We start from the raw sequence: 23,489 nt of genomic DNA, 5'->3' as shown, positions 1-23,489 counted from the left end.
CAAGGTAGCGATAGAATAAAGTGAATACTCAACAACTGGCGAAACTACGTTCAATCGTGCCCGAGATGCATCGCGTCCGGCACATACACTTTGTCGGCATCGGCGGTGCTGGCATGGGTGGTATCGCCGAAGTGTTGGCCAACGAAGGTTATGAAATTAGCGGCTCCGATCTGGCACCGAATGCGGTGACGCAGCAGTTGACCGAACTGGGCGCGCAGATTTATTTCCACCACCGTGCGGAGAACGTTCTGAACGCTAGCGTGGTGGTAGTCTCGAGTGCGATTACTGCGGATAACCCTGAAATTGTTGCCGCGCATGATGCACGTATTCCGGTGATCCGCCGCGCCGAGATGTTGGCGGAACTGATGCGTTTTCGTCACGGTATCGCGATTGCGGGGACGCACGGCAAGACAACGACGACAGCGATGGTCACCAGTATTTACGCGGAAGCGGGACTGGATCCGACGTTTGTGAACGGTGGATTGGTTAAGGCGGCGGGAACGCACGCGCGTTTGGGCTCAAGCCGTTACCTGATTGCAGAAGCAGATGAAAGCGATGCGTCTTTCCTGCACTTGCAGCCGATGGTGGCGATTGTGACCAACATTGAAGCCGACCATATGGACACGTATCAGGGTGATTTTGAGAACTTGAAGCAGACGTTCATCAATTTTCTGCACAACCTGCCATTTTACGGGCAAGCGGTGATGTGTATTGATGATGCGGTCATTCGTGAACTGCTGCCACGTGTGGGTCGTCATATCACCACGTATGGTTTTAGTGATGATGCCGATGTGCGGGTTTCAGGCTATCGCCAGGTTGGCGCGCAAGGGCACTTTACGCTGGAACGGAAAGATAAACCGCTGCTAACCGTCACGCTGAATGCACCGGGGCGTCACAATGCGCTTAACGCAGCAGCTGCGGTTGCCGTGGCGACCGATGAAGGCATTGATGATGAGGCGATTCTGCGTGCGCTTGAACGTTTTCAGGGCACGGGGCGCCGCTTCGATTTTCTCGGTGAATATCCGCTTGAGTTGGTGAATGGACAAAGCGGTACGGCAATGTTGGTGGATGATTACGGCCACCATCCGACGGAAGTCGATGCCACGATTAAAGCTGCCCGTGCAGGGTGGCCGGAGAAGCGGCTGGTCATGATTTTTCAGCCGCATCGCTATACGCGAACCCGCGATTTGTATGACGATTTCGCGCATGTGTTATCACAGGTTGACGTGCTGCTGATGCTGGATGTGTATTCTGCAGGCGAATCGCCAATTCCGGGGGCGGACAGCCGTTCGCTGTGCCGTACGATTCGCGGAAGAGGTAAGATTGATCCGATTCTGGTGACGGATGTGGATACTTTACCGGAACTGTTGTCACAGGCGCTTCGAGGTGAAGACCTGATTTTGGTTCAGGGAGCCGGCAACATCGGTAAACTGGCGCGTAAACTGGCTGATTCCAGATTACAGCCGCAGATGAGTGAATGAGGAACATCATGACTGAGAAAGTTGCTGTATTGCTTGGTGGAACCTCTGCCGAACGTGAAGTGTCGTTACTTTCCGGTCAGGCAGTGCTGGCTGGTCTGAAAGAAGCGGGCATCAATGCACATGCGGTTGATACCCGTGACGTCTCTGTGACGACGCTGAAGGAAGAAGGCTTTACCAAAATTTTCATCGCCTTACATGGTCGTGGTGGCGAAGACGGTACATTGCAGGGGGTTCTGGAATTCCTGGGGCTGCCTTATACCGGTAGCGGCGTTATGGCATCTGCGCTGACGATGGATAAACTCCGCACTAAACAGGTGTGGCAAGCGGTGGGATTACCAGTATCACCTTACGTGGCATTGGATCGTCGCCAGTATTCAGAAACGGCGGCAAAGGCATTGTTGGCGAAATTCTCTCATCTTGGGTTGCCGCTGATCGTCAAGCCAAGCCGCGAAGGCTCCAGCGTCGGTATGAGCAAAGTGAATACGCTGAGCGAACTGCCCGCGGCACTGGAAGAAGCCTTCCGTCACGATGACGATGTTCTGGTCGAGAAATGGCTGAGTGGCCCAGAGTATACCGTTGCTATCCTGGGTGATGAGGTGTTGCCTTCTATTCGTATTCAGCCTGCCGGTACGTTTTACGATTATGAAGCGAAGTATTTATCGGATGATACGCAGTATTTTTGCCCGAGTGGTCTGCCGGACGAGCAAGAACAGGCGTTAGCTGGATTGGCGATGGCGGCCTATCGTGCGGTGGGCTGTCGCGGGTGGGGACGCGTCGATTTTATGTTGGATAACGACGGTGCCTTCTATCTGCTTGAGGTAAATACGTCTCCAGGGATGACGAGCCACAGTCTGGTTCCTATGGCGGCGCGTCAGCGTGACCTGACGTTCTCGCAACTGGTCGTGAAAATTTTGGCGCTCGCTGGCTGATATGTCGCAGGCAGCCCTGAATACACGCGGACGAGAGCCTGAAACGAAAGGAACACGTCGCAGTAATGGAGGCCAATTGGCAGGGATGATTTTCCTGCTGATGGTGATAGGGACTATCGTCTGGGGAAGCTGGATGGTGGTGGGATGGATGAAAGATGCCAGCCGTTTACCGCTCTCCCGCATGGCTGTAACAGGGGAAAGACAGTACACCACCAACGACGATATCCGTCAGGCCATTTTGTCGTTGGGGTCGCCGGGCACGTTCATGACACAGGATGTGAATGTGATCCAGCAGCAGATTGAACGTTTGTCGTGGATAAAACAGGCTAGCGTGCGTAAGCAGTGGCCGGACGAATTAAAGATTCATCTGGTTGAATATGTTCCGGTAGCGCGTTGGAATGATCAGCTAATGGTTGATGCTGAAGGAAATTCGTTCAGTGTACCTGCCGAACGTATTGGCAATCGCAAGATGCCGTTGCTGTATGGCCCGGAAGGCAGCGAGACAGAAGTGTTGGAAGGCTATCGCACAATGAGTCAGACGTTAGCCGCTGGGAAATTTACGTTAAAGACAGTGGCGATGAGTGCGCGGCATTCCTGGCAACTGGGGTTAGACGATGATACTCGCCTTGAATTGGGGCGGGACGATAGGGCCAAACGTCTGCAACGCTTTATCGAGCTGTATCCGCTGTTACAGCGCCAGGCTCAGAGCGAAAACAAACGTATCAGCCATGTGGACTTGCGGTATGACAGCGGGGCCGCGATAGGTTGGGCTCCAGCCTTGCTTGATCAACAAAATCAAAATGTTGATCGGCAACGAGTTGGTCAGTAACAAGACATTGATCAGCAACAAAACAGTAACCAGAAACAGGCACAGGCTAAACAACAATGATCAAGTCGACGGACAGAAAACTGGTAGTTGGGCTGGAAATCGGTACAGCAAAAGTGGCTGCGCTGGTAGGGGAAGTTCTGCCCGATGGCATGGTCAATATTATTGGCGTGGGCAGTTGCCCGTCACGCGGTATGGATAAAGGCGGCGTAAACGATCTGGAATCAGTCGTTAAATGTGTTCAGCGCGCTATTGATCAGGCTGAGTTGATGGCAGACTGCCAGATCTCCTCCGTATATCTGGCGCTGTCGGGAAAGCACATCAGTTGCCAGAATGAAATAGGGATGGTGCCTATTTCGGAAGAAGAGGTTACGCAGGACGACGTGGAAAGCGTGGTGCATACCGCCAAATCCGTACGCGTGCGTGATGAACATCGGGTTCTCCATGTGATTCCACAGGAGTACGCGATCGATTATCAGGAAGGGATTAAAAATCCGGTTGGCTTATCCGGCGTACGTATGCAGGCGAAAGTCCACCTGATAACCTGCCATAACGATATGGCGAAGAATATTGTTAAAGCCGTTGAACGCTGTGGTTTAAAAGTCGATCAGCTGATTTTTGCGGGACTGGCTTCCAGTTATGCGGTGCTGACAGAAGATGAACGTGAGCTGGGTGTGTGCGTAGTGGATATCGGTGGCGGTACAATGGATATCGCGGTCTACACCGGCGGCGCATTGCGACACACTAAAGTGATTCCGTATGCGGGCAATGTGGTTACCAGCGATATTGCCTACGCGTTTGGTACGCCGCCGACGGATGCCGAAGCGATCAAGGTACGTCACGGTTGCGCATTAGGCGCGATTGTCGGCAAAGATGAGAATGTGGAAGTCCCGAGCGTTGGAGGACGTCCACCCCGCAGTCTGCAAAGGCAGACACTGGCGGAAGTGATTGAACCACGTTACACCGAGCTGTTGAACTTGGTGAACGATGAACTTTTACAGTTGCAGGAGCAGTTACGTCAACAAGGCGTGAAACACCATCTGGCAGCAGGGATTGTGCTGACGGGCGGTGCCGCGCAAATAGACGGTCTGGCGGCCTGTGCGCAGCGTGTGTTCCATACACAGGTGCGTATTGGACAACCAATGAATATAACAGGGCTGACGGATTATGCCCAAGAGCCTTATTACTCAACGGCGGTTGGGTTGCTGCATTACGGAAAAGAATCTCATCTGGGTGGTGAGCATGAAGTCGAAAAACGAGCCTCAGTGAGCAACTGGTTCAAACGAATCAACAGTTGGTTGAGGAAAGAATTTTAATTTTATCAAAGAGATCACCTGGCACAGTTTTATGATCTCGCAGTTACAGGCACAAACGGAGAGAAATTATGTTTGAACCAATGGAATTAACCAACGACGCGGTGATTAAAGTCATCGGCGTCGGTGGCGGCGGCGGTAATGCCGTTGAACACATGGTGCGTGAGCGCATCGAAGGCGTCGAATTCTTCGCGGTTAACACGGATGCGCAGGCATTGCGTAAAACGGCTGTCGGCCAGACGATTCAGATCGGTAGTGGCATCACAAAAGGTCTGGGCGCAGGTGCTAACCCGGAAGTCGGCCGTAACTCGGCTGAAGAAGATCGCGAAGCGCTGCGTTCAGCACTGGAAGGTGCGGACATGGTGTTTATCGCCGCAGGTATGGGCGGTGGCACGGGGACGGGTGCTGCGCCGGTTGTGGCCGAAGTCGCAAAAGACCTGGGCATTCTGACTGTCGCTGTGGTGACCAAGCCTTTCAACTTTGAAGGCAAAAAGCGTATGGCGTTTGCGGAGCAGGGTATCGCCGAGCTGTCTAAGCACGTCGATTCGCTGATCACTATTCCAAACGACAAACTGCTGAAAGTGCTGGGACGCGGTATCTCCCTGCTGGATGCCTTTGGCGCGGCAAACGATGTACTGAAAGGCGCGGTGCAGGGTATTGCCGAGCTGATCACGCGTCCGGGTCTGATGAACGTCGACTTTGCAGACGTGCGTACCGTGATGTCCGAAATGGGTTATGCCATGATGGGTTCCGGTGTTGCGCGTGGTGAAGACCGTGCAGAAGAAGCGGCTGAAATGGCGATCTCCAGCCCGTTGTTGGAAGATATCGATCTGTCCGGCGCACGTGGCGTGTTGGTCAACATCACGGCGGGCTTTGATCTGCGTCTGGATGAGTTCGAGACCGTAGGTAACACTATCCGTGCATTCGCATCCGATAATGCGACAGTCGTAATCGGTACGTCGCTTGACCCGGAAATGAATGATGAACTGCGTGTCACGGTTGTTGCGACGGGTATCGGCATGGACAAACGTCCTGAGATTACGCTGGTGACGAACAAGCAGGCCAGCCAGCCTGTGATGGATCATCGCTATCAGCAGCACGGTATGACGCCACTGGCGCAAGAAAAACCGGCTGCCAAAGTGGTTAACGACCAGAATCCGCAGACAAATAAAGAGCCAGACTATCTGGATATCCCGGCGTTTCTGCGTAAGCAGGCAGACTAATTTGCTGCCAGATAACGTTGGAATCTCCGCTCTTTGTGCTAAACTGTGCCACCGAGCCTGGTGTATACTAGGTCGGTAGGTTCAGTAACATGCGAGATAAAATGATGATCAAACAACGTACACTAAAACGTATTGTTCAGGCGACTGGTGTCGGGTTACATACCGGCAAGAAGGTCACGTTGACTATGCGTCCTGCACCGGCAAATACCGGGGTCATCTATCGCCGCACAGACTTGAATCCCCCGGTTGATTTTCCGGCTGATGCAAAATCCGTGCGTGATACCATGCTCTGTACTTGCCTGGTTAATGAGCATGACGTGCGTATTTCTACAGTGGAGCATCTTAACGCTGCGCTTGCAGGGTTGGGCATTGACAATATTGTCATTGATGTTGACGCACCAGAAATTCCAATCATGGATGGCAGCGCCAGTCCGTTCGTTTACCTGCTGTTAGATGCGGGTATTGAAGAGCTGAACTGCGCCAAGAAATTCGTGCGTATCAAACAGCCAGTTCGCGTTGAAGATGGCGATAAGTGGGCCGAAATGAAACCGTTTAACGGCTTCAGCCTGGATTTCACCATTGACTTCAACCACCCGGCTATTGATGCGGGCAACCAGCGCTATCGTTTGGATTTCTCTGCTGATGCGTTTGTTCGCCAGATCAGCCGTGCGCGTACCTTCGGCTTCATGCGCGATATCGAATACTTGCAGTCTCGTGGGTTGTGCCTGGGCGGCAGTATGGATTGTGCCATCGTCGTTGACGATTACCGCGTACTGAACGAAGACGGTCTGCGTTTTGAAGATGAGTTTGTCCGCCATAAAATGCTGGATGCCATCGGTGATCTGTTTATGTGTGGTCACAACATCATCGGTGCGTTCTCTGCGTTTAAATCCGGCCATGCTCTGAATAACAAACTGTTGCAGGCTGTGTTGGCCAATCAGGAAGCGTGGGAATACGTGACCTTTGAAGACGAAGCTGAAATGCCGCTGGCGTTTAAAGCACCGTCTATCGTGCTGGCGTAACGCTTAACGCCGTTACTTCTTATTACGACTGGTTTTTACTGGTACTCTCTCCGGCCAGTGAAGCCAGTCGTTCTAATATCTTTCCGAGTTTTTCCGGGCTGTTTCCTGCTAACGTCCTCAATGTTTCCGCACTTTGTTCGCTCAACTGACGCAGCGGTTTGTCATCGACATTTTCCGTCGCTGAAATGTCACTATTTTTCACGATTTCATGCCCTTTTGCGGCAAGCGTTGGATTAATCCTGATGTCGATTGAGGCCAATGATGGTAGTATTTGTGCGCGTAAGGCAGAGAGCAGCGCAGGTTGTTCGTAACGTAACCGCATCAGCCAACTGGCGTTGGCGGTTTCCAGTATCAGTAAACCTTGCCGGTAGTTAGCGACGCGGCACCATGGGTGCAACGGTGCAGGCAGTAATCCGCGTACGGCACGGTTGAGTTTTAATAAGGCGATAGCGCGCTGTTGCACATCTCGTAACGGGCCTTTACCCGACGTGGATGCGTTATCAAACAGAAATTCCAGTGATTGTGGGCGGCTATCACGCATAGACCTGGCTCCGGTGGATGTTAACTCGTGATTGGTATTCTAAATCGTTGGCGACAATTTGGCAGACGTTATTTCTGGCCGCATCTCTTATTGGGGATGGTCGCGGCGAGTCTTGGTCTGCCGACAAGTCTGAACGAATCACAGGATATCACCTCACTCCCTAATTCGACCTCCAGCGTCAGCCGCCAGAATAACGTATCGCTGAGCCTCACCGACTTGGTGGCGTTAAAGGAAGCGCATCGGCGCTCGTCCTACAGCGTTGATTACTGGCATCAGCATGCGATTCGTACGGTAATTCGCCACCTTTCTTTTGCGTTGACGACACCGCAGACGGTCAATGCACAGCAGGTTGACGATCTGCAACCCCATTCTCTGGTTTTGCTGGATACGCTCAACGCGCTGTTAACCCAAGATTCTCAATATCCTTTTGTGATTTCCCCCCACGCTGGGCGAGTCACTTTCTATCCTCAGGCACATCATCAAATTGGCATCTGGCTTGCCCAAATTCGCGGCATCCGTGCAGGGCCATACCTTCTCAGCTGAACGTGTAATGGATAATTAGCTGAAGAAATTTCTCTCGTTTTCACTGAGTTTCTCAGTTTTTCGATGTTGTGTTGCCACTGGATACGTGGCACTTGTGAGATTAAAAACTATTATGATCATGAATATCCTAACCAAAATTTTTGGTAGTCGTAACGATCGTACGCTGCGCCGTATGCGTAAAAACGTCGATGTCATCAATCGCTTAGAACCTGAAATGGAAAAGCTGTCGAATGAGGAACTGCAAGCGAAAACGCTGGAGTTTCGTGTTCGTCTGGAAAAAGGTGAGTCTCTGGAGAACTTGTTGCCGGAAGCCTTCGCAGTAGTACGTGAATCCAGTAAACGTGTATTTGGCATGCGTCACTTCGATGTGCAGCTTATCGGCGGTATGGTACTGAACGAGCGTTGCATTGCGGAGATGCGTACCGGTGAAGGTAAAACACTGACGGCAACGTTGCCTGCTTACTTGAATGCGCTGACGGGCCGTGGCGTACACGTGGTGACCGTGAACGATTATCTGGCACAGCGTGATGCCGAAAATAACCGCCCGTTGTTTGAATTCCTTGGCCTGAGCGTTGGTATCAACCTGCCGGGGATGCCTGCTCCTGCGAAGCGTGAAGCCTATGCCGCAGACATTACTTACGGTACCAATAACGAATACGGTTTTGACTACCTGCGCGACAACATGGCGTTCAGCCCAGAAGAGCGCGTGCAGCGTAAATTGTACTACGCGCTGGTGGATGAGGTTGACTCCATCCTGATCGATGAAGCGCGTACGCCACTGATCATTTCCGGTCCGGCTGAAGATAGCTCCGAACTGTATATCAGCGTCAATAAAATTATTCCTCACCTGATCCGTCAGGAGAAAGAGGATTCAGATACCTTCCACGGTGAAGGTCACTTCTCTGTTGATGAAAAAGCGCGTCAGGTTAACCTCACCGAGCGTGGTCTGGTTCTGGTCGAAGAACTGCTGGTGAAAGAAGGCATTATGGAAGAGGGAGAATCACTGTACTCCCCAACGAACATTATGCTGATGCACCATGTAACCGCCGCACTGCGTGCGCATGTGCTGTTTACCCGCGATGTCGATTACATTGTGAAAGACGGTGAAGTGATCATAGTTGACGAGCACACGGGCCGTACCATGCAGGGGCGTCGCTGGTCCGACGGCTTGCATCAGGCGGTGGAAGCAAAAGAGAAGGTAACGATTCAGAATGAAAACCAGACGCTGGCTTCCATTACCTTCCAGAACTATTTCCGCCTGTATGAAAAATTGGCGGGTATGACCGGTACGGCAGATACTGAAGCGTTCGAGTTCAGCTCTATTTACAAGCTGGATACGATTGTGGTGCCGACCAACCGTCCGATGATTCGTAAAGATTTACCTGATTTGGTCTATATGACCGAGCAGGAAAAAATCGATGCCATCATTGAAGATATCAAAGAGCGTTCAGCAAAAGGTCAGCCGATTTTGGTCGGTACGATCTCCATCGAGAAATCGGAAGTGGTTTCTCATGCGCTGGAAAAAGCGGGTATCAAACATAATGTGTTGAACGCGAAATTCCACGCCATGGAAGCTGATATCGTTGCTCAGGCGGGTCAGGCTGGCGCGGTGACCATCGCGACCAACATGGCGGGTCGTGGTACGGATATCGTTTTGGGCGGTAGCTGGCAGGCGGAAGTGGCGCTTCTGGAAACCCCGAGTGACGAGCAAATTGCAGAAATTAAAGCAGCCTGGAAAGTGCGTCACGATGCTGTGTTGGCAGCAGGTGGTTTGCACATTATCGGTACGGAGCGCCATGAGTCTCGTCGTATCGATAACCAACTGCGTGGCCGTTCTGGTCGTCAGGGGGATGCGGGCTCATCACGCTTCTATCTGTCGATGGAAGATGCGCTGATGCGTATTTTTGCCTCCGATCGCGTTTCTAACATGATGCGTAAGCTGGGCATGAAGCCAGGTGAAGCCATTGAGCACCCGTGGGTCACGAAGGCGATTGCTAACGCTCAGCGTAAAGTAGAAAGCCGTAACTTTGATATTCGTAAGCAATTGCTGGAATACGATGATGTGGCAAACGATCAGCGTCGTGCGATCTATACGCAGCGTAACGAGTTGTTGGATGTATCTGATATCAGTGAAACCATCACCAGCATTCGTGAAGATGTGTTCAAAGCGACGATCGACAGCTACATTCCACCGCAATCTCTGGAAGAAATGTGGGATGTAGAAGGGTTGGAACAACGTCTGAAGAACGATTTCGATCTGGATATGCCAGTCAAAGCGTGGCTGGATAAAGAACCAGAACTGCACGAAGAAACGCTGCGTGAGCGTATTTTCCAGCAGGCGATTGAGGTTTATCAGCGCAAAGAGGACGTGGTCGGCAGCGAAGTCATGCGCAACTTTGAAAAAGGCGTGATGTTGCAGACGCTGGATTCACTGTGGAAAGAGCATCTGGCGGCAATGGATTATCTGCGTCAGGGCATCCATCTGCGTGGCTATGCACAGAAAGATCCGAAGCAAGAATATAAGCGTGAGTCGTTCTCTATGTTTGCTGCGATGTTGGAATCACTGAAATATGAAGTGATCAGCACGCTGAGCAAAGTCCAGGTGAGAATGCCGGAAGAGATCGAAGCGCTGGAGCAGCAGCGCCGTGAAGAAGCCGAACGTTTGGCACGGCAGCAGCAACTGAGCCATCAGGAAGAAGATAGCCTGAACACCGGTTCACCAGCGCAGGCAGATCGTAAAATTGGACGTAACGATCCTTGCCCATGTGGTTCAGGCAAGAAATATAAGCAGTGCCACGGCCGCTTACAGAAATAATTGACCGCTGAAATCAGCGAATAAAATGTGATAAGTGCAAAAGAAAGGCGGTCATTGACCGCCTTTTACTTGATAAGAACCTGATAGGAAGTGTCATGACGCAAAAACAGTTATCCGTCGCGGTAGGCATCATTCGCAATGCGGAACAGCAATACTTCATTGCTCGTCGCCCAGATGGCGTTCACATGGCAGGGATGTGGGAATTTCCCGGCGGTAAAATTGAAGAGGGAGAAACGCCAGCACAGGCGCTGATTCGTGAACTGCGTGAAGAAACGGGCATCGATGCTGTCGCGCCCCAACCGCTAAACGACAAAACATTTTCTACGCCAGAAAGAATCATTACGCTTCATTTCTTCCTGGTTGAAACATGGCAGGGGGAACCCTATGGTCGGGAAGGGCAGGAATCTCGCTGGGTGAGCGTAGAAGAATTACGTGAGGAAGAATTTCCGCCAGCGAATGCGGAGATGATCCGCTGGCTGAAATCGTTTTAAGCGGCTTTGCTTGTGCCTGTCTGAAAATCCCTGCCTGAAAACTATAGTGGCGAAACGTGGCTGTTACCGCGTTTCGCTCCAGTCTTCACTATCAGAAACCATATCATCACTGGGGATGCGCTTTTCTTCATCGGCCCATTCACCTAAATCGATGAGCTGACAACGCTTACTGCAAAACGGGCGATAGAGGCTGGTTTCATCCCAGACGACCGCCTGTTTGCAGGTTGGACACTTCACCGTCGTAATTTCTGTTGTCATAAGGTTCTTTTCACTCTATTTGATACGTAATCCATACCTGATGTTTAACACATTTTGTCTGTCGGTGACGCTGGGGTTAGCAGCAGGCCAGCTCAAACGTTAAACGAGGAGGAATGTGTCCGTTTTCGCTATCTAATGGTAGAAAACGGATGGCATAGCGTGTTTTATGGCCAGATATTTGTGGGTAGAGCTGGTGTGCCTGTTCAAGACGCAAGCGCAGCAGATCGGCATCGGAGGCATTGTCTTGAAAGAAACCGTTCAGGCTGATCTGCGGGCGGAATGTACCGGAGTGACGGATCAATTCCAGGATCATATCCAACGCGTGTTTAAGCGGAGATAGCGAACCAAGCCAGCCAGAAACCAACTTCTCACGAAGTTCCTGGGGCTGATGCAGCCAGCTATGCAGCGTCGGTAAGTCAAAACTGCAACATCCACCGGGAATTCCGAGCCGCTGGCGTACCATGCCAATCAGACGATCTTCTCGTAAGAACTGCCCCATCCGCGGTGCCGCCATCAGCGTGCTGGCCAAATCTTTCAACTGACGTCTCAACGTATGGATGCGTTCCATGTCTACGCCCGGCACATCACTCCATTGCAGCAGTTTTTGCTGTTGACGCTCCAATTCCTTCAGCAGTTCGGTACGCACATCTCCACGTTCCAGCACATCAAGCAGCTCGGCGATAGCACGAAAAAATGTCAGCGCGCTTCCCATATCGGTCAGGGAGTGGTTTTGATGCAGCTGCTGCAATAATGATTCGATACGCAACCAGGTACGTGTTTTTTCGTTCAGCGGGTATTCGAATAAAATGGTTGAGGAAGCGTCACTCATTCTTAGTCATCCTGTCGGCTGCGGAGGCGGCTAGCTCAAGGTAATGGCGGTGTAATCCCGCAACCTGTGACGCCAGCTGGCTTGGGCATCGACTGTTGTCAATAATATCATCGGCATAAGCCAGGCGCTGTTCTCGGGTTGCCTGTGCTGCCAGTATGTTTTCTGCTTGCTGCCGACTGATGCTATCGCGAGCCAGCGTGCGTTCAAGCTGTGTCTCTCTGTCTACATCAACGACCAGAATACGCTGCGCTCGCTGTTGTAAACCGTTCTCCACCAGCAGGGGGACGACCCATAGAATATACGGTGCGGATGCCGCCTGAAACTGGGCCTGTGTTTCCTGATGGATCAACGGATGGAGTAAATTATTCAGCCACTGTTTCTCCTCTGGCGAGGAAAAAATCCGTTGGCGTAGTGCGGTGCGGTTCAATGAACCATCGATATTGAGTATAGCGTCGCCAAACCGGAGCCTGATGGCATCCAGCGCGGGTTTCCCTGGCTCGACTACCTGACGCGCGATGATATCCGCGTCAACGATAGTGGCCCCTAATTTGGCAAATTCATCGGCTACGGTACTTTTGCCGCTGCCGATACCGCCCGTTAAGGCTACGATGTATGTCATTGCACCCGTGTTGAAAAGTTAACATTGCTACTATTTTCAAGGGGGGAGGAATACCTTCCCGCTCCTCTAAAGCCAATCAGGCATCAACCGCAGTTTGCTTCACGCTATCACGTTGCTCGGCGATAGGTAAATTTCTCTGATTTTATCCCAAATAAAGTGAAAATCGCAGTCTTGCCGCAGGATTATTCCTGCGTATGATAACGTCACTGGTAAAGGGCATTATTTTTTCACTCAGCAGCAATACTGAGTATTCCGCCGTCACTCACCAGGAGCTCGAACCTCATGCGTATTGAAGAAGATTTAAAGTTAGGCTTTAAAGACGTTCTCATCCGGCCAAAGCGTTCGACGCTGAAAAGCCGCTCCGACGTTGAACTGGAACGTCAATTCACCTTCCTCCATGCCGGAGGCAACTGGTCCGGTGTACCAATTATCGCAGCTAATATGGACACTGTGGGTACGTTTAGCATGGCGAAAGCACTGGCCTCTTTTGATGTTCTGACTGCCGTTCATAAACACTATTCTGTCGAGCAATGGTCCCAGTTCGTGCAACGCGTACCGGCATCGGTGCTGCGTCATGTTATGGTCTCGACCGGGACGTCTGACGCTGACTTCATCAAGTTAAAGCAGATTCTGGCACTGTCGTCCGAGCTGAAATTTATCTGTATCGATGTGGCAAATGGCTACTCTGAACACTTTGTGACCTTCCTGCAAAAAGCGCGTGAGGCTTGCCCAGACAAGGTTATCTGTGCAGGAAACGTCGTGACCGGCGAAATGGTGGAAGAATTGATCCTCTCCGGCGCTGACATCGTGAAAGTTGGCATTGGCCCCGGTTCTGTCTGCACGACGCGCGTTAAAACAGGGGTTGGCTATCCTCAACTTTCCGCAGTGATTGAATGCGCCGATGCGGCACATGGTCTTGGTGGACAAATCGTGAGCGATGGCGGCTGCGCCATGCCGGGCGATGTCGCGAAAGCATTTGGCGGCGGAGCCGATTTCGTCATGTTGGGCGGTATGCTGGCAGGGCACGATGAATGTGAAGGCACCATCGTCGAAGAAAACGGCGAGAAAATGATGTTGTTTTACGGCATGAGCTCTGCGTCCGCGATGGAGCGCCATGTTGGCGGCGTGGCGGAGTACCGGGCTGCGGAAGGAAAAACTGTGAAATTGCCCCTGCGCGGTCCGGTAGACAATACCGTGCGCGATATTCTTGGCGGCCTGCGTTCTGCCTGTACCTATGTTGGTGCATCCCGTTTGAAAGAGCTGACGAAGCGTACAACGTTTATCCGCGTGGCTGAGCAGGAAAACCGTATTTTCAACGGTTAGCTGCTGCTGTTTCGCGCCGTCTTTCTGCCGCTAACGGTGTCGGGTACGGTGTAGCGTAGCTTGTCGCTTTTTGGTGCCGTATTGGTCGGTTCAGGCTCCGGCCAATACATTCCCTAGTTGGAAGATAGGCAAATACATGCCAACCACCAGCGCTCCAACCATTCCCCCTACGACCATCATTAGCAACGGTTCCAGCGTTTGGGTCAGCATATCGGCCTGCTGTTGTACTCGTCCTTCATGCCATTCTGCCAACTGCATGAAGATCGCATCCAGTGCCCCGGTTTCTTCCCCAACCCGAATCAACTGTGGACAGGGTGCAGGGAAGAGCGTGGCGTGATGCTGTGTGGCATAATATAGCGATGTGCCCTGATGCAGCTGCGCCTGCATCTGTTGAATCGCATCCTGATAAAGCGGATGTCGGATTGTCGCGGCGGCATCCAGCCCTTCAGGCAGCGTCAAACCAGCCTGTTGTGTCATAGCGAGAATATTGAATATCTGGTTCAGCGACTTACCAAGTAACAGACTGGATACGATGGGAAGCTTCAGCAGCCATTCTTGTTCTCTGGTTTTCCATAAGGGTCTTTTCTGCCTTAAACGGACATATCCCGCGATCAGGCTACTAAGAGAAAGCAACCCAATTAATCCGTAGCTTGTGATGACTTCTGACAGAGAAAGCAACTGTCGAGTAAACCACGGTAACGGTGTATCAAATGAGGAGTAGAGCATCGCGAATTCGGGTAGAACCAGTGTCAACATCATCATGCTGACCAGCACAGCGATTGCCAAAACAAAGCAGGGATAGCGTAGTGCTTTGATGACTTTCTGTTGCAGTCTGGACTGCTTTTCTTGCTGTTGTGCCAACTGTAGGCAGCACACGTCCAGCTTCCCGGTCAACTCGCCGACGGCAATAAGGGAACGATACAGAACGGGAAAGATATGCGGGTATTCCTGTAACGCCTCAGAGAACGAATTTCCCTGCGCAACACGGGTTCGGATATCCCGTAATACACAGCGCCAACCGGGGCGCTCATGTTGTTCCGATACCAGTTTTAGGGCGTCCAGCAGCGGCAATCCGGCTTGTAGCAGGGCTGCAAGCTGTTTGATTAACTCGCCTAGCTGTTCGCGCTTCCAATAGCGGCTCGACAGATAATGGCCTGCCTTTACGATGAGCGGCTGGTAGCCTTGGGTTATCAGGCTTGCATAGGCATGCTGGCGTTGTGTGCTAATGAGTTCGCCATCGATAAACTCACCTTCGGACGTAATAGCCTGCCAGTGATATAAACGCGCTAGCCGCATTGTACCTCCTGATTCATGGCGTACTCATCGCCCACAACACGATAAACTTCAGCGAGTGAGGTTAGGCCGTCATTGACCCGTTCAAGCCCTGCGGCCAGCAACGTTGGGAAACCAGAATGGCGAGCCAGTGCCGATAATTCCCCTGCGCTGGCGTTGCCTGCTAACGCTGACTGAAAATCCGGCGTGATGGGCAGTAATTCATAGATCGCGACTCGACCATAGTAGCCAGAGAAACAGTGACTACAGCCGCGGGCTTGCCAATGGTGCAGTGGCCCTTGCCATACGTCGTTTGGCAGTGAAAGGATCGGCTCTCCCAGCGTTTTGCAGTGCGGGCATAACCGACGTACAAGGCGTTGTGCGATGATGAGTTTCAACGCTGCGGCTAACAGATAACCGGGGATGCTCAGATGACTGAGGCGGGTCAGCGTTTCTACGGCAGAATTGGTATGCAATGTGGACATGACCAGATGGCCGGTTTGTGCCGCTTTTACTGCAATTTCTGCGGTTTCGACATCGCGGATTTCGCCGATCATAATCACGTCTGGATCCTGTCGCAGCAGCGCACGTAATACTCGGCCAAACCCCAACTCGGCTTTAGGATTGATTGCCGTTTGGTTGATGCCCTGCAAAGGGATCTCGACGGGATCTTCTACGCTACAGATATTGCGGCTGCACTCGTTCAGCCAGCGTATCGCGCTATAAAGCGTGACGGTTTTTCCACTGCCTGTTGGACCCGTGACTAACAGCATCCCCTGTGAGGCGCTCAGTACGTTAATCACCTGCTGTAATGCTTTTGCGGTAAGCCCGAGTTTATCCAGCACCAGCTCCTGCTGGTGTGTTTGCAAAATACGCAACACGACTTTTTCTCCCTGCTGCACAGGGAGCGTAGCGATACGCAACGAGTAGGCTTGTTGATCCAGCATCAGGCTGAACTGGCCATCTTGCGGTAACCGCCGTTCGGCGATGTTCAACTTGCCCATGATTTTCAGCCGCGCGGTAATACGGTTTGTCAGTTCAGGAGGTGGGGCGGAGATGGCTTGTAGCACGCCATCAATGCGTAGCCGCACGCGATAGCTGTCCAGTAACGGTTCAAAGTGAATATCAGAGGCGCGCCGTTGAACGGCGAGACGCAGTGTTTGATGGATAAATTGTGCCACGGGGGAGTCGTCGCCATGATCCTGCTGCCCGCTGCTGTTGTTATGAGTACTGAAATTGTGATAAGTGCTGGCATGGTAGGTTTCTGCTGGCTCGGCAACGGCGTTCACGGGGTTAAGCTGCTGTTCCATTCTGGCCTGTGGCCATTGCTCCACCATAATGCGGCGATTGCTGGCGAAACGCAGCGCGGCAATCATCTCCTCGGAAGGAGACGTTGTGACGGCGACCGACAGCGTTTGGTCATCAAGACTAAGCAATAATGCCTGATAACGTCGGCACAACGTCTGTAGCTCGCTGAGCGTATGCTCGGAAGAGAAGGATGAGTCTGTCATGCTTAACCCGCCGTGTTATCGAAACGGAAAACGTCCTGACAGGCGGATTGCAGGCTCTCTGTACTGCCATCCGTGGCGCAGTTTTTCGTCCAGCGTGACGCGCCAGTTTCGGTATCCCATGTTGGCGTCAGAATAACGCGCAGCCCTTGCAGAGTGGATTGTCCGGTGAGTGTAATCACCCCTTGGGCGACGCTAACGGCGCTGACATAGCGTGAGGATTTGCTCCCCGGAATGCCCTGATTGCCTGCGTTGCAGGCCGTAAAGCCGGCATTTTCCAGACCGCAGAGATCGACCGGTGTTTTGTAAGACACCATGGTTTGCAGCATGTCCGTCAGCGCCGCTTTTTGCAGATAGCCTTGATAGGCGGGGACGCCAATGGCGCTGAGGATGGCGACGATCGCAATGACGATCATCAGCTCAATCAGTGTGAATCCTTGTTGTGTTGTCATGTTGATTTCCCTGTTGTTGCATATAAATTTTTTGGCAAACAAATCCATACGGATAGCCGGCAGCATAGAAAAGGGCGTGATGTCTGACGAGTGGGGAAAATCAAAACAGGAAAGCGCCCCGACGTGTTTTTAGCGATTTGCAGAACGTTGAAAAATTTTTGCGGGCAGATACGCAATTTTCGTTCTATCAGCAAAAAACGTTTGCGCAGCGTAGGACGTTTTCATTATTACGATGGTGGGAAGAATGGAGATTCATTCAGTCGCGAGAACGAGGTGCGAGAGGGCACCTCGTCGGAAGAAAAAGAAGAACGATTAGATAAAGCGCATGGATAAATCGAGTGCCTGCACGTGCTTGGTCAATGCTCCCACCGAGATATAGTCCACGCCGGTTTCTGCATAGCCACGCAGCGTGTCGAGGGTGACATTACCGGATATCTCCAGCAGTGCGCGGCTTTGTGTGATGTTAACGGCTTCCCGGATGTTATCCAGACTGAAATTATCCAGCATGATGATATCAGCACACGCTTCCAGCGCCTGCTGTAACTCATCCAGCGATTCGACCTCAACCTCTACCGGGACATCACCGCGCAGATACTGGGCTTTTTCTACTGCATTTTTGATGGAGCCAGCAGCGATGATATGGTTTTCCTTGATCAGGAACGCATCGGATAGGCCGAGCCGATGGTTGTCGCCGCCGCCGCATGAGACGGCGTATTTCAGCGCGGTGCGCAGCCCCGGCAGCGTTTTGCGGGTGTCCAGCAATCGGGTGTGTGTTCCCTGCAATACCGCGACATAGCGGCTGACTTCCGTTGCGACGCCAGACAGCGTTTGCAGGAAATTCAGTGCCGTGCGTTCGCCAGTCAGAAGCTGTTTGGCTGGCCCCGTAATGTCACACAGCGTTTGGTTGGGGACGATAGCGTCGCCGTCGACGACGTGCCAGGTAATGGTTGTCGTGTCGCCCAATTGAGAAAAGACTTCCTCAAGCCAGCGCGCACCGCAGAATATACCCGCTTCACGCGTGATAATGCGTGCGCTGACGGTCTCGTTATCGGGTAACAGAAGTGCGGTAATGTCTTGATTAGCATCGACGATGCCACCTAAATCTTCACGCAATGCCAGTTGCACGCTGGCGGGGATATCTTGTGCAATACGAGCGAGCAAGGCCTGTTGGCGTTGTTCCTGACTGTAGCGACGCGTTGACATGACAAAACTCCGAAGGGGGATTCGGAGGTCTATGCTACCTTGTTTATATCAGGACATCCAGAATGAATAATTATTATAATTCAATGCTTTACTGTTATTTCCCGGCGACCATCGCTGGCCGCCGGAAAGGGAAGGTGATTTTAGAAGTTGTAACCGACGACCAGATAGTAACCCCAGCCGGTAGATTTCACCTGGCTGACAGGGTATGACGAGTATAAGAGCGGACAAGAAAGCGGCGTGAGCATCACAAAATGAACGGTAAAATCTATTGATACTCTGTTGAATAGATAGGATGGCGCTAAACATGGTATCTTGGATACAAGGGCTTTTGGGCTACCCTGGTTTATTACGTTAGAAATGTTTATTACGCTAGAAATGCGCTTTTACGCCTCATTCAGCCGGCAAACGATACGATGCGAGGTTATCGCCGATGCTTTTGGAAAATGGCTGGTTATCTGACATTACACACACGCCTTCACCGCATTATGATGGTCGCCCGAATAATGAGGTGCCTTCCTTACTGGTGATCCACAATATCAGTTTGCCGCCCGGTGAGTTTGGTGGTCCCTATATTGATCAACTGTTTACGGCGACGTTAGATCCCACCGCGCATCCCTATTTCGCCGATATTTCCCATCTACGTGTTGCGGCGCACTGCCTGATACGCCGTGACGGACAAATCACACAATATGTGTCGTTCGATCAGCGCGCCTGGCACGCTGGTGTTTCGGTGTTTGAAGGCCGCGAACGCTGTAATGATTTTTCTATTGGTATTGAGCTGGAAGGGACGGATACGCTGCCTTTTACCCCTGAGCAATATCACTCGCTGGTGGCGATTACACGTCTATTAATGCGGACTTACCCCATCACGCTGTCGCGCATTACCGGACACAGCGACATCGCTCCGGGCCGTAAAACCGATCCCGGCCCGGCATTTGACTGGGACGGCTATCATCGTCAGCTACAAGAACATTGGACAGAAACAAAGGGAGCCTAGATTAATGACGCTGTTTACACTGTTGCTTACGCTGGCCTGGGAGCGCTTGTTCAAACAGGGGGAACACTGGCAGATCGATCATCGGCTTGAGGTCGTATTCCGGCACGTTCCATCCCCGTCTTTATTTCAAACGCTGTTTCTGACGTTGTGCAGTATGGGCATCGTGGCTGGCCTGATGTGGCTCACCAGCGGCATTCTGTTCGGCTTGATTTCTCTTCTGCTGTGGATTGTTATCAGCCTGATGTGTATTGGCGCAGGCGATATTCGCCAGCACTATCGACGCTATTTACAGGCAGCGCAGCGTGGCGAGGCGGATGCCAGCCGGGAAATGGCGGCGGAACTGGCGTTGATTCACGGTCTGCCCGTTGGCACGGGGGAAAGCGAGCAGTTGAAAGAACTGCAAAACGCGCTGCTGTGGATAAATTTCCGCTTTTATTTGGCCCCATTGTTCTGGTTCATCGCGGCTGGGCCATACGGGCCGATTGCGCTGATGGGATATGCATTTTTACGTGCCAGACAGACCTGGCTTGCTCGCCATCACACCCCGTTGGAACGTGCGCAATCTGGTGTGGATAGCTTGCTGCATTGGCTTGACTGGATTCCTGTGCGTTTGGCTGGTGCCGCTTACGCTTTGCTGGGGCACGGTGAAAAAGCGCTGCCTGCCTGGTTCGCTTCGCTGGGGGATTTTCGCAGTTCGCAATATTGGGTACTCACTCAACTGGCGCAATTTTCTCTGGCGCGTGAACCTCATATTGAGCCTGTCGAAACGCCCAAAGCCGCCGTGACGCTGGCTAAAAAGGTGACGTTGGTGCTGGTAGTGGTGGTCGCGATTCTGACGATATACGGTGCGCTGGTGTGATTTCTAACCGTTTGCCAGAGATAAAAATGGCCGACAAACGTCGGCCATGAAAACGGAGGCGGTGAACGTGGAAATATGTTACTTCGCCTGATTTTTCTTTTTGATAAAGTATCCCACGCCCAGAATAACCAGCCAGACCGGAATCAGCATGACGGAAATTTGAATGCCCGGCGTCAGGAACATGATGACCAGTATTCCCGCCAGGAACAGCAGGCAGAGGTAGTTACCCAATGGGTAAAACAGCGCCTTAAACTTGGTCACCGTACCTTCTTTGTCCTTTTGTGCACGGAACTTCAGGTGCGCCAGACTGATCATCGCCCAGTTAATCACAAGAGCGGACACAACCAGCGCCATCAGCAGTTCGAAGGCTTTACCTGGAATAAGGTAGTTAATCAGCACGCACAGTGCTGTCGCCAACGCGGAGATCCCGATAGCAACAACTGGCACACCGCGACGATCGACAGCTTTCAGTACTTTCGGCCCATTACCCTGTTTCGCCAGACCGAACAGCATACGGCTATTGCAGTACACACAGCTGTTGTAAACGGACAGCGCGGCGGTCAGTACTACGATATTCAGCACCGTCGCCACGACGTTGCTGTTCAGTTCATGGAAGATCATCACGAACGGGCTACCGCCTTCTACAACCTTGCCCCATGGGTAAAGCGACAGCAGGATAGCGAGCGAACCGATATAGAAAATCAGGATGCGGTAGATTACCTGATTGGTCGCGCGTGGAATGCTTTTCTCTGGGTCATCCGCTTCTGCTGCGGTGATCCCCACCAGTTCCAGCCCGCCAAATGAGAACATGATAACGGCCATCGCCATCACCAGACCGAGCACGCCGTTCGGGAAGAATCCGCCCTGCGCCCAGAGGTTGGTCACGGTGGCCTCTGGCCCGCCTGTACCACTGAGCAACAGCCAGCCACCGAAGACGATCATGCCAATAATCGCGGCGACTTTGATGATGGCAAACCAGAACTCCATCTCACCGTAGACTTTGACGTTTGCCAGATTGATGGCGTTAATCAGCAGGAAGAACACGGCAGCGGACACCCAGGTTGGAATGTCTGGCCACCAGTATTGGACGTAAATTCCTACGGCGCTGAGCTCGGCCATGGCGACCAGAACATACAGCACCCAGTAGTTCCATCCTGATGCAAATCCCGCTAAATCGCCCCAGTATTTATAAGCAAAGTGGCTGAACGATCCGGCTACCGGCTCTTCAACCACCATTTCGCCCAACTGGCGCATAATGAGAAACGCGATCAGCCCGCCAATCGCATAGCCTAGCAGGACCGATGGCCCAGCCATTTTGATTGTTTGCGCAATACCAAGAAAGAGGCCAGTACCTACCGCGCCACCCAAGGCAATCAACTGAATATGACGGTTTTTCAAACCACGTTTTAGCGTGCCGTCTGTTTGTTGATCATCCATCAAATTTAACCCTCTGCCAGTGCAGTAAAAAATACGGTGTGAACGAGCACGCGTATTAGTGACTGTACGTTTGTGTAATTTTATTTTTACGGAGTGGTATTTCTTAAAATAAGAAAATATCTACCGTTTGCCAGAGAATAGTGGTAAGTGCGCAAAATTGCACTGATTTCTTGTTGCCTGATAATTAAAAACTATCGCTACATCAAAATTTTTACCGTTCCCAGATTGAGTCCCTGACTACGAGAAAATGGGTAGGAAATGGTGTGTTTGATACCTCTTTGGTTTTACTCCTTTTTATTACCTCTTTATCCCTGCGGTAAAAACGGTGCTGACCAGGGTGAGGGCTGGCGGGTAACTTCTTTTTTTAAAGAATAAAAATTCTTATTTTTTGAATTAAAATTCATTTTTTACGCATTTAAACGGTTCAGCAATGCCTGCTTCACGTTTCAAAAAAGTTAAAATATAGACAGAGGGGATTAATGGTAATACCACAGGTGGGCTATCACTTTGCCGCAGGTTTCTCGTGCATTTGTTAAAATCTGGTGGGATTGGTGATTTAGCTCAAGGTCCTTATGGACAGAAGGTGAATACTTTGTTACTTTAGCGTCACGTTTTTTAAATTGGTATTACCAATTGACTCCGCGCCATTCGCAGAGAAGAATTCATTATGGCATACAGCAAGATCCGTCAGCCCAAACTGTCAGATGTGATTGAGCAACAGTTGGAGTTTCTGATACTTGAGGGAACCTTGCGCCCCGGCGAGAAGCTCCCACCGGAGCGCGAACTGGCAAAACAGTTCGATGTTTCCCGCCCTTCTCTGAGAGAAGCCATTCAACGCCTGGAAGCCAAAGGTCTCCTTTTGCGCCGTCAGGGTGGTGGTACCTTCGTTCAAGCCAATCTATGGCAAAGCGTCAGCGATCCGCTGGCAGAATTACTGAGCACACATCCCGAATCACAGTTCGATCTTCTGGAAACGCGTCATGCGCTGGAAGGCATTGCTGCCTACTACGCTGCACTGCGTGGCACAGAGTCGGACCTGCAACGTATCCGGGATTGTCATGCCGTGATTGAGAAGGCGAGGGAAGCGGGCGATCTGAACGCCGAGTCAGAAGCCGTTATGCAGTATCAGGTTGCTGTAACAGAAGCCACGCATAATGTGGTTTTGCTGCATTTGGTGCGCTGTATGGGGCCGATGCTCGAACAGAACGTGAGGCAGAATTTTGAGTTGCTTTATTTGAGCCGTGAAGTGTTGGCTCAGGTTAGCATTCATCGCGCCAGCATTTTTGAGGCGATTGTTGCCCGTGAGCCAGAGAAGGCGCGCGAAGCATCACACCGTCATCTGGCGTTTATTGAGGAAGTATTGCTGGATCTTAACCGGGAACATAGTCGGCGCGAGAGATCGCTGCGTCGGCTCCAGCAACGCAAGGACTGAGCCCCCGTATTTTGGTGCTCTGAATGCGGCAATCACGACGATGAGCCTGTCTTCATGCGTTTTGCTTATGGCTACCTTAAGCCAGAATGCAGGAAGACAGGCTCCAACAAACCAAC

Annotated in this window: 22 protein-coding genes; 13 read left to right on the top strand and 9 right to left on the bottom strand. The window is 51.8% G+C overall.

The genetic code is table 11. The annotated features are described in order from the left end of the window. The first annotated feature begins 20 nt into the window (after positions 1-20). From murC to lpxC, 6 genes are all read left to right on the top strand, one after another. A complete protein-coding gene (gene murC / locus NAL19_RS17935) occupies positions 21-1,481 on the top strand; it encodes a UDP-N-acetylmuramate--L-alanine ligase (protein ID WP_317630292.1) in 1,461 nt (486 codons plus the stop codon). A gap of 8 nt (positions 1,482-1,489) precedes the next feature. Next, on the top strand, positions 1,490-2,410 hold the full coding sequence (locus tag NAL19_RS17930) for a D-alanine--D-alanine ligase (protein WP_263058060.1): 921 nt from the start codon (positions 1,490-1,492) through the stop codon (positions 2,408-2,410). 1 nt (position 2,411) lies between these two features. Then, positions 2,412-3,239: a cell division protein FtsQ gene (gene ftsQ, locus NAL19_RS17925; RefSeq protein WP_263058059.1), complete on the top strand. Its 828-nt coding sequence runs from the start codon at positions 2,412-2,414 to the stop codon at positions 3,237-3,239. 56 nt (positions 3,240-3,295) lie between these two features. Next, a complete protein-coding gene (gene ftsA / locus NAL19_RS17920; RefSeq protein ID WP_010298002.1) occupies positions 3,296-4,552 on the top strand; it encodes a cell division protein FtsA in 1,257 nt (418 codons plus the stop codon). A 68-nt stretch (positions 4,553-4,620) separates the two neighbouring features. After that, positions 4,621-5,772, top strand: coding sequence for a cell division protein FtsZ (gene ftsZ, locus NAL19_RS17915; protein ID WP_005975217.1), 1,152 nt, complete (start codon positions 4,621-4,623; stop codon positions 5,770-5,772). A 104-nt stretch (positions 5,773-5,876) separates the two neighbouring features. Continuing rightward, a complete protein-coding gene (gene lpxC, locus NAL19_RS17910) occupies positions 5,877-6,794 on the top strand; it encodes a UDP-3-O-acyl-N-acetylglucosamine deacetylase (RefSeq protein WP_039278868.1) in 918 nt (305 codons plus the stop codon). A 22-nt stretch (positions 6,795-6,816) separates the two neighbouring features. On the opposite strand, the gene NAL19_RS17905 is transcribed toward lpxC, so the two are convergent. Next, positions 6,817-7,335 carry a DUF721 domain-containing protein gene (locus NAL19_RS17905; protein WP_263058058.1) on the bottom strand — a complete coding sequence of 173 codons (519 nt, stop codon included), beginning with the start codon at positions 7,333-7,335 and terminating at the stop codon, positions 6,817-6,819. A gap of 27 nt (positions 7,336-7,362) precedes the next feature. Here NAL19_RS17905 and secM point away from each other — a divergent pair, with 27 nt between their 5' ends. The 3 genes from secM (at position 7,363) to mutT (ending at position 11,184) form a co-directional block, all read left to right on the top strand. Further along, positions 7,363-7,878 carry a secA translation cis-regulator SecM gene (secM, locus tag NAL19_RS17900; protein ID WP_263058057.1) on the top strand — a complete coding sequence of 172 codons (516 nt, stop codon included), beginning with the start codon at positions 7,363-7,365 and terminating at the stop codon, positions 7,876-7,878. 112 nt (positions 7,879-7,990) lie between these two features. Then, complete coding sequence (secA, locus tag NAL19_RS17895; RefSeq protein ID WP_263058056.1) at positions 7,991-10,693, top strand: preprotein translocase subunit SecA; 2,703 nt, start codon at positions 7,991-7,993, stop codon at positions 10,691-10,693. A gap of 95 nt (positions 10,694-10,788) precedes the next feature. Next, complete coding sequence (gene mutT / locus NAL19_RS17890; RefSeq protein WP_263058055.1) at positions 10,789-11,184, top strand: 8-oxo-dGTP diphosphatase MutT; 396 nt, start codon at positions 10,789-10,791, stop codon at positions 11,182-11,184. 63 nt (positions 11,185-11,247) lie between these two features. Here mutT and yacG read toward each other — a convergent pair whose 3' ends face one another. The 3 genes from yacG to coaE all read right to left on the bottom strand — a co-directional run bounded on the left by yacG (position 11,248) and on the right by coaE (position 12,890). After that, the gene (yacG, locus tag NAL19_RS17885; RefSeq protein WP_225085776.1) at positions 11,248-11,442 is read right to left on the bottom strand and encodes a DNA gyrase inhibitor YacG; all 195 of its coding nucleotides are present in this window, start codon (positions 11,440-11,442) and stop codon (positions 11,248-11,250) included. 76 nt (positions 11,443-11,518) lie between these two features. Further along, on the bottom strand, positions 11,519-12,271 hold the full coding sequence (zapD, locus tag NAL19_RS17880; protein WP_263058054.1) for a cell division protein ZapD: 753 nt from the start codon (positions 12,269-12,271) through the stop codon (positions 11,519-11,521). Then, on the bottom strand, positions 12,264-12,890 hold the full coding sequence (gene coaE, locus NAL19_RS17875) for a dephospho-CoA kinase (RefSeq protein WP_263058053.1): 627 nt from the start codon (positions 12,888-12,890) through the stop codon (positions 12,264-12,266). The genes zapD and coaE overlap by 8 nt, the downstream gene beginning before the upstream one ends. Positions 12,891-13,172: 282 nt before the next feature. On the opposite strand from coaE, the gene NAL19_RS17870 reads away from it, so the two are divergent. Then, the gene (locus NAL19_RS17870) at positions 13,173-14,213 is read left to right on the top strand and encodes a GMP reductase (RefSeq protein WP_263058052.1); all 1,041 of its coding nucleotides are present in this window, start codon (positions 13,173-13,175) and stop codon (positions 14,211-14,213) included. Between the two features lie 90 nt (positions 14,214-14,303). Here the strand turns inward: NAL19_RS17870 and hofC are convergent, their stop codons facing one another. The 4 genes from hofC to nadC all read right to left on the bottom strand — a co-directional run bounded on the left by hofC (position 14,304) and on the right by nadC (position 18,648). Continuing rightward, the gene (gene hofC, locus NAL19_RS17865) at positions 14,304-15,509 is read right to left on the bottom strand and encodes a protein transport protein HofC (RefSeq protein ID WP_263058051.1); all 1,206 of its coding nucleotides are present in this window, start codon (positions 15,507-15,509) and stop codon (positions 14,304-14,306) included. Further along, positions 15,500-16,996, bottom strand: a complete 1,497-nt coding sequence (gene gspE, locus NAL19_RS17860) for a type II secretion system protein GspE (RefSeq protein ID WP_263058050.1) — start codon at positions 16,994-16,996, stop codon at positions 15,500-15,502. The genes hofC and gspE overlap by 10 nt, the downstream gene beginning before the upstream one ends. 2 nt (positions 16,997-16,998) lie before the next feature. Next, positions 16,999-17,445 carry a prepilin peptidase-dependent pilin gene (ppdD, locus tag NAL19_RS17855; protein ID WP_263058049.1) on the bottom strand — a complete coding sequence of 149 codons (447 nt, stop codon included), beginning with the start codon at positions 17,443-17,445 and terminating at the stop codon, positions 16,999-17,001. A 312-nt stretch (positions 17,446-17,757) separates the two neighbouring features. Continuing rightward, positions 17,758-18,648 carry a carboxylating nicotinate-nucleotide diphosphorylase gene (gene nadC, locus NAL19_RS17850; protein WP_263058048.1) on the bottom strand — a complete coding sequence of 297 codons (891 nt, stop codon included), beginning with the start codon at positions 18,646-18,648 and terminating at the stop codon, positions 17,758-17,760. Positions 18,649-19,078: 430 nt separating this feature from the next. Here nadC and ampD point away from each other — a divergent pair, with 430 nt between their 5' ends. Then, positions 19,079-19,645 carry a 1,6-anhydro-N-acetylmuramyl-L-alanine amidase AmpD gene (ampD, locus tag NAL19_RS17845; protein ID WP_263058047.1) on the top strand — a complete coding sequence of 189 codons (567 nt, stop codon included), beginning with the start codon at positions 19,079-19,081 and terminating at the stop codon, positions 19,643-19,645. 4 nt (positions 19,646-19,649) lie between these two features. Next, complete coding sequence (ampE, locus tag NAL19_RS17840; RefSeq protein ID WP_263058046.1) at positions 19,650-20,504, top strand: beta-lactamase regulator AmpE; 855 nt, start codon at positions 19,650-19,652, stop codon at positions 20,502-20,504. 78 nt (positions 20,505-20,582) lie between these two features. Here ampE and NAL19_RS17835 read toward each other — a convergent pair whose 3' ends face one another. Beyond that, positions 20,583-21,941 (bottom strand): amino acid permease, encoded by a 1,359-nt coding sequence (locus tag NAL19_RS17835; protein ID WP_263058045.1) that lies wholly within the window; start codon positions 21,939-21,941, stop codon positions 20,583-20,585. A 667-nt stretch (positions 21,942-22,608) separates the two neighbouring features. Between NAL19_RS17835 and pdhR the strand changes: the two genes are divergently transcribed. Then, positions 22,609-23,373, top strand: a complete 765-nt coding sequence (pdhR, locus tag NAL19_RS17830; RefSeq protein ID WP_015841704.1) for a pyruvate dehydrogenase complex transcriptional repressor PdhR — start codon at positions 22,609-22,611, stop codon at positions 23,371-23,373. The last annotated feature ends 116 nt before the right edge of the window (positions 23,374-23,489 follow it).

The sequence above is a fragment of the Pectobacterium sp. F1-1 genome (assembly GCF_025643735.1).
Lineage (GTDB): Bacteria > Pseudomonadota > Gammaproteobacteria > Enterobacterales > Enterobacteriaceae > Pectobacterium > Pectobacterium colocasium.
The sequence above is the reverse complement of the archived record's forward strand: the minus strand, read 5'-3'. Positions and strand labels throughout refer to the sequence as shown.

Coding starts and splice junctions, on each gene's coding strand:
- NAL19_RS17835 (WP_263058045.1), bottom strand. CDS start 21,941: ATGGATGATCAACAAACAGACGGCACGCTAAAACGTGGTTTGAAAAAC.
- NAL19_RS17930 (WP_263058060.1), top strand. CDS start 1,490: ATGACTGAGAAAGTTGCTGTATTGCTTGGTGGAACCTCTGCCGAACGT.
- ftsA (WP_010298002.1), top strand. CDS start 3,296: ATGATCAAGTCGACGGACAGAAAACTGGTAGTTGGGCTGGAAATCGGT.
- secA (WP_263058056.1), top strand. CDS start 7,991: ATGATCATGAATATCCTAACCAAAATTTTTGGTAGTCGTAACGATCGT.
- mutT (WP_263058055.1), top strand. CDS start 10,789: ATGACGCAAAAACAGTTATCCGTCGCGGTAGGCATCATTCGCAATGCG.
- ampD (WP_263058047.1), top strand. CDS start 19,079: ATGCTTTTGGAAAATGGCTGGTTATCTGACATTACACACACGCCTTCA.
- nadC (WP_263058048.1), bottom strand. CDS start 18,648: ATGTCAACGCGTCGCTACAGTCAGGAACAACGCCAACAGGCCTTGCTC.
- gspE (WP_263058050.1), bottom strand. CDS start 16,996: ATGACAGACTCATCCTTCTCTTCCGAGCATACGCTCAGCGAGCTACAG.
- ftsZ (WP_005975217.1), top strand. CDS start 4,621: ATGTTTGAACCAATGGAATTAACCAACGACGCGGTGATTAAAGTCATC.
- yacG (WP_225085776.1), bottom strand. CDS start 11,442: ATGACAACAGAAATTACGACGGTGAAGTGTCCAACCTGCAAACAGGCG.
- lpxC (WP_039278868.1), top strand. CDS start 5,877: ATGATCAAACAACGTACACTAAAACGTATTGTTCAGGCGACTGGTGTC.
- hofC (WP_263058051.1), bottom strand. CDS start 15,509: ATGCGGCTAGCGCGTTTATATCACTGGCAGGCTATTACGTCCGAAGGT.
- ftsQ (WP_263058059.1), top strand. CDS start 2,412: ATGTCGCAGGCAGCCCTGAATACACGCGGACGAGAGCCTGAAACGAAA.
- NAL19_RS17870 (WP_263058052.1), top strand. CDS start 13,173: ATGCGTATTGAAGAAGATTTAAAGTTAGGCTTTAAAGACGTTCTCATC.
- ppdD (WP_263058049.1), bottom strand. CDS start 17,445: ATGACAACACAACAAGGATTCACACTGATTGAGCTGATGATCGTCATT.
- pdhR (WP_015841704.1), top strand. CDS start 22,609: ATGGCATACAGCAAGATCCGTCAGCCCAAACTGTCAGATGTGATTGAG.
- ampE (WP_263058046.1), top strand. CDS start 19,650: ATGACGCTGTTTACACTGTTGCTTACGCTGGCCTGGGAGCGCTTGTTC.
- coaE (WP_263058053.1), bottom strand. CDS start 12,890: ATGACATACATCGTAGCCTTAACGGGCGGTATCGGCAGCGGCAAAAGT.
- NAL19_RS17905 (WP_263058058.1), bottom strand. CDS start 7,335: ATGCGTGATAGCCGCCCACAATCACTGGAATTTCTGTTTGATAACGCA.
- zapD (WP_263058054.1), bottom strand. CDS start 12,271: ATGAGTGACGCTTCCTCAACCATTTTATTCGAATACCCGCTGAACGAA.